This is a genomic window from Acinetobacter sp. 243_ASPC, assembly GCF_001054715.1.
In the GTDB taxonomy this organism is placed as follows: Bacteria; Pseudomonadota; Gammaproteobacteria; order Pseudomonadales; family Moraxellaceae; genus Acinetobacter; species Acinetobacter soli.
The window spans coordinates 1-5068 of sequence record NZ_JVOR01000031.1 but is presented as its reverse complement, the minus strand read 5'-3'; the positions used below and the strand labels follow the sequence as shown (position 1 = coordinate 5068).

At 32.6% G+C, this 5068-nt stretch carries 4 protein-coding genes, 1 tRNA gene and 2 pseudogenes; 4 read left to right on the top strand and 3 right to left on the bottom strand.

Annotated elements, in window-relative coordinates; translation table 11 throughout:
• Together ADA42_RS02940 and bioB are read left to right on the top strand one after the other, a co-directional pair.
• Positions 1-223, top strand: a pseudogene (locus ADA42_RS02940) (tRNA epoxyqueuosine(34) reductase QueG); the annotation flags it as partial.
• An 84-nt stretch (positions 224-307) separates the two neighbouring features.
• Positions 308-1297, top strand: coding sequence for a biotin synthase BioB (gene bioB / locus ADA42_RS02935; RefSeq protein WP_025095189.1), 990 nt, complete (start codon positions 308-310; stop codon positions 1295-1297).
• Positions 1298-1340: 43 nt separating this feature from the next.
• Here bioB and ADA42_RS02930 read toward each other — a convergent pair whose 3' ends face one another.
• Together ADA42_RS02930 and ADA42_RS02925 are read right to left on the bottom strand one after the other, a co-directional pair.
• Entirely contained in the window at positions 1341-1541 is a 201-nt protein-coding gene (locus ADA42_RS02930; RefSeq protein ID WP_048763518.1) for a hypothetical protein, read from the bottom strand.
• A 215-nt stretch (positions 1542-1756) separates the two neighbouring features.
• On the bottom strand, positions 1757-2203 hold the full coding sequence (locus ADA42_RS02925; protein WP_048763516.1) for a BLUF domain-containing protein: 447 nt from the start codon (positions 2201-2203) through the stop codon (positions 1757-1759).
• A gap of 897 nt (positions 2204-3100) precedes the next feature.
• Between ADA42_RS02925 and ADA42_RS02920 the strand changes: the two genes are divergently transcribed.
• Positions 3101-3177, top strand: a tRNA-Ile gene (locus ADA42_RS02920).
• Positions 3178-3639: 462 nt separating this feature from the next.
• Here ADA42_RS02920 and ADA42_RS18955 read toward each other — a convergent pair.
• Positions 3640-4062, bottom strand: a pseudogene (locus tag ADA42_RS18955) (type I restriction enzyme endonuclease domain-containing protein); the annotation flags it as partial.
• Positions 4063-4321: 259 nt separating this feature from the next.
• Here ADA42_RS18955 and ADA42_RS02915 point away from each other — a divergent pair.
• On the top strand, positions 4322-5068 hold a 747-nt coding region (locus tag ADA42_RS02915; RefSeq protein ID WP_065420492.1), incomplete at its 3' end, for a hypothetical protein.

The window sequence follows — 5068 nt, the reverse complement described above, 5'->3', positions numbered from 1 at the left end:
GGATGAGGCCACATTTTTGGCAAATACTGAAGGTAGCCCAATTCGGCGAACTGGCTTTCAATCTTTTAAACGCAATATTGCGATTGGGTTGGGAAATGCACCCTACTCAGATGAAGTCATCGAGGCCTTAAAAATGGCGCGCGAGCAGCATGATGAAATTGTACAAATTCATATTAATTGGGCAATTGAACAACAATTGAAAAAACAATACCAGATCCATTAAAAAATGATGTTTTTTGCCCTTCGGCTTTGGCACGAATTCTGTATGATTAGGAACTAGTAAATGCAATCATCATGGACTATGACAATGACATTACGTAATGATTGGACTCGTGACGAAATCCAAGCACTCTACGATCAACCTTTTTTAGATTTGGTATTTCAGGCACAACAAGTGCATCGTGAGCATTTTTCTGCCAACACGATTCAAGTAAGTACGTTACTTTCAATCAAAACAGGTAAATGCCCGGAAGATTGTAAATATTGCTCTCAATCTGCACATTATGATTCTAAATTAGAAGCAGAAAAGCGTATTGCCGTCGATAAAGTTATTTTAGAAGCGAAAGCTGCTAAAGAATCTGGCTCTTCACGTTTTTGTATGGGTGCTGCATGGCGTAATCCGCACGAACGCGATATGCCTTATGTGCTTGAAATGGTTCGCGAAGTAAAATCACTGGGCCTTGAAACATGTATGACACTCGGTATGCTGAATCAGTCGCAAGCTGAGCGTTTAAAAGATGCTGGATTAGATTATTACAACCACAACCTCGATACATCACGCGAGTACTATAACAATATTATCAGTACCCGTACCTTTGATGATCGTTTGAATACGCTTGATCACGTTCGTGGTGCAGGCATGAAAGTGTGTAGTGGTGGTATTGTGGGCTTGGGCGAACAGAAACAAGATCGAATCGGCTTGTTACATGAGCTTGCAACGCTTCCAATTCATCCTGAATCTGTGCCAATTAATATGCTGGTGCCAATTGAAGGTACACCATTGGCAGAAGTTGAAAAATTAGATGTGACTGAATGGATTCGTACCATTGCTGTAGCACGTATTATCATGCCACAGAGTTATATTCGTCTCTCGGCAGGCCGTGAATCTTTGAGTGATTCAGATCAAGCATTGGCATTTATGGCAGGTGCAAACTCCCTATTTTCCGGTGACAAACTTCTCACTACACCGAATGCTGGTGAAGGTAAAGATCAGGTCTTGTTTGCAAAATTAGGCCTTGTTGCAGAAAAACCAAAAGTATCTGTACGTGCCATGGCTGTCGATGCAATGTCAGCTTAAGTTCAGTTTGGTAAAAAAAGCCCTCAAGTCATTTGAGGGTTTTTTATATTGATGTCACTAAATTTCCATATTTTGCAGTTAAGTACATTCCTTCTCGAATCAGATCTTCACCTAGTGCGTGACATACCCGTAATTGGTTTGTTGCTGCATCATAATGTAGTGAATCAAAAATATCAGGATGATGAAATAACCAGATAATGGTTTCACTCAAATCTTGCGTTACTACATGGTCGACTTTTGACATTTCGTTTCTTTAACAAATCCAAAAATATTCAAGAATAATCATAATTGTTAATCCACATAAAATAAAGTGTAGTATTTAATGCTAATTGGATAAGTACGTATTCTTTAATTTGTCTCTTATTAAAATTTATATGTAAAAATCAAAGATGGAAAACGAGTTTCCCACCTTTCAACTAAATATATTTCTATATCTAGTTTATCTTATAAAAATTAAAATCAAACACTGTTTGGTTTGAGTGTATAAAAGCTATCTTTCTGCTTAGAAAGTAAATTAATAAATTCAGGAATATTATCAATTGACAAAGTATATGGATTAAATTCATCAATATTATATTCAGAGAAAAAATTAACAATTTCCTTGTGAAAAATAGCATATTTCATATGCCATTTAGAAAATAATCTGTCTGTTACATCCTCACAATACATTAATTCACAATTTTCATGACGAGGATCGTTTATGATTTTGTTATGAAAAAGATCATTAATTTTGATTTTGTTACCTTCAAGACACTGAACGAAATAGCCATTTCCATAATAAAGTGCACCACAAATTGCATTTGGGGTATTAAAATTTAATGCTTCAGTTAAAATATTAAATAATTCATTCATTGGATTATCACATTCTTTTAACTTACTCACATACAGCATTCTTGCATCGCTCATACTTGTCTCGATATATAATAATTTAAAAAAATTAAAATAATACAAATACTTGCTGAAGGGATTTGTGCTTTTAATCACTTAAAGAATACTCTAAACTTCTTGTATAAGTAATGACTAAAATGAAAAATATTCTTTTTTGATCAACTTTTAACAAATATTGATAGAATCTGCCTTTATATTAAAAATATCTTTAAAAACAAACACTTATTCTAATAATATAAATTTATTGATAACTTACAGAGAATAATTAATATTATTCCACACCTTAAAAGTGTGACAAATTTAACAATTCTATTGTAAATTGATACATATTTTTATTTTATCCTTAGCAGATCTGTTGAATTTATATCCACTATAAATGATTGAATTTCATACAAAAAAAGTTTTTCATATCACTTTTCCTAGATTTCCATTTACGCATATCTCGATATCATTTAAGCAAATTTGATACCGTACCCACGCTTATTGCTAACTCATGCTTTGATGTTCTGATCTGGATGGATGTTCTTTTTCTACTTCAAATCTCTTACATTCACCAATGGGCTTTATTAGAGTGATTGATGCATAAATAATCAAAGTATATGTGCCATACTGTGTATTATCTTTCCTTTACAACAAGCATCTTTCGGAGTCATTAAAGCTTAAAATAGAGCTTACCCGTTTAATTTATTAATAAATCGTCAAAAACAATCCGAGTTGGTCAATAATTGTCTTTGATTGCTTTACTCAACAAGATGACATGAGCTAGAATCCGAATGTTTTGCAATATAGCGTTTTTTTGCAATTTTTTTGAGAGTTTACGCTGTATCTACTTAATAAAAAACTTGTAATATATTTTGAAATTCGCTAAGATTGCGCTCAACGCAAATTGTTTGAAATACAATAACTTGCGATATAGGGCCTATAGCTCAGTCGGTTAGAGCAGCGGACTCATAATCCGTTGGTCCCGTGTTCGAGTCACGGTGGGCCCACCAGATACAACCTCATAAGCCATTGGTTTATGAGGTTTTTTAATGCCTACCATCTTTGGACCATCGGATTTTTGGGTCTATCTTGTGGTCCATCATGTCTTATACTCCTGTGGTCTGATTGTTTGCTACTCCTATTCTCTGTAAGCAATTCATCTTCTCTGTTTATTTCCGATTGTGATGATCACTTCTCTTGCTTCGCTACAGAGCAATCGGAAATAAACAGAGTTGTTATTGTGGGGGGAAATATAGTTGATTGGTAGTTTCGTCTGTAGCTCAGATGCTGTAGTGGTTTAGACGAAAAGTTAAGGGGACTTTTTGCTAGTAAGGCTTTCACACAAGATTGGAATATCTCGTGTTGAATTCATCCTGTCTTTACTGCACTGTGCAAAAAGTATAGCGAAATTGGAAATATCGATAATTGAAAAAATTGTACTAACGTGCAAGTTGATTTGCTACTTCTTCTACCTATTCAAGGACAGTTTCTGTCGCAAGTAAAGCCATATCTGGTGGATAGCCATATTTTTTGATAGGCGTTTTACTATTATTCTAAGGTTAGATCTGGCAGATTCTTTAATTGCCAATTCAAGCTTGTATTTCTACGAATTGATTCAATAAGTACTACAGCAAGTTCTCATAAGACATCTTTCTGTATTAATTCTCTAGCACTATCATTTTCAGCGACAGCAGAATAGAAAGCATATTTTTATTCAGTCAGATTTAGCTCCTTAGCCAACTGATCAAACTCTTGAATCGCTTTAGCTAAGTTGATGAGTTCATCTATGGCTTGTGCTGCAGTAAGCATCCTGTTCTGATAGCCCTTAATAGTAGTACTTAGCATATCCATAAGCTTTTACCCTAAGTAACACTTCGATGTTCTCTCATCTTAATTCCATGTTCGATCAATTTAGATCAACGATTAGTTTAAATACATACTGTTCTGGAACAATGGCTATTACATTCTAATTGTGAAAGTAAAGAATAACTTTTTTTATCTAAAAAAATATGATAGTTTCAATTGTAAACATTTGATGGTTCGCGTTAATTTTAGAAGACCATAAGACATATATTGAATTGATTTTGGATAATCAAATAAATTATTTTAAAACTTTTTTAATCTTTATGTATTAATTTACATTAGGAGGACATTATGGAAACATCTTCTGTAGAGATTGAATCAGGTAAGAATTTACATATTTTGAAGGTGAATTTGTATGATGATAAATTAATTAGTTTAATAAATAAATATTTAGTTAAAATATGTGAAGGAGATGATTCTCAGGAAATAATAAAAGTAAAAAAAAGATTATTAAAATTTATTGAAAGCAAGCAAGAAACTACAAAAATGGGAGCTATTGCGGAATTCTTTATTCATTTATATCTCAATGATTCAAACTATAAACAAGAGTTTTTATTTTTTAATTTAGAAGAAACATCAATTAAAAAAGGTTTTGACGGTGTTTACACTAAAGAAAATGAAATGTACATTATTGAAAGTAAATCAGGTGATGAAAGCACAAAAACTATATCACATATCAGCAAATTAAAAGAAGCATATAGTGATTTAAAAAAATATTTTGATGGTAGTAGTCAAAAAGGGAACAATAATCCATGGCGAAATGCATACAATCATGCAAGTCACAGTGATATAAAAGCGAATGATTCACTGAGAAAACAAATAAGAGAACTTGCAAATCTTTATGATGATAGCAAATATGGTACTATTGAAGAATACAATATAATTCCGTGCTCCACAATATTTTTGAGTAACAATTGGAATGAGCAGTTCATTACTGATTTACTTAAATCAACCAATGAATTAAAAGGGTTTGAAGCAAAAAAAGTTGACTTAATAATTTTAACAAAATTAAAAATTTTAAATTTTATTAATTTTTTG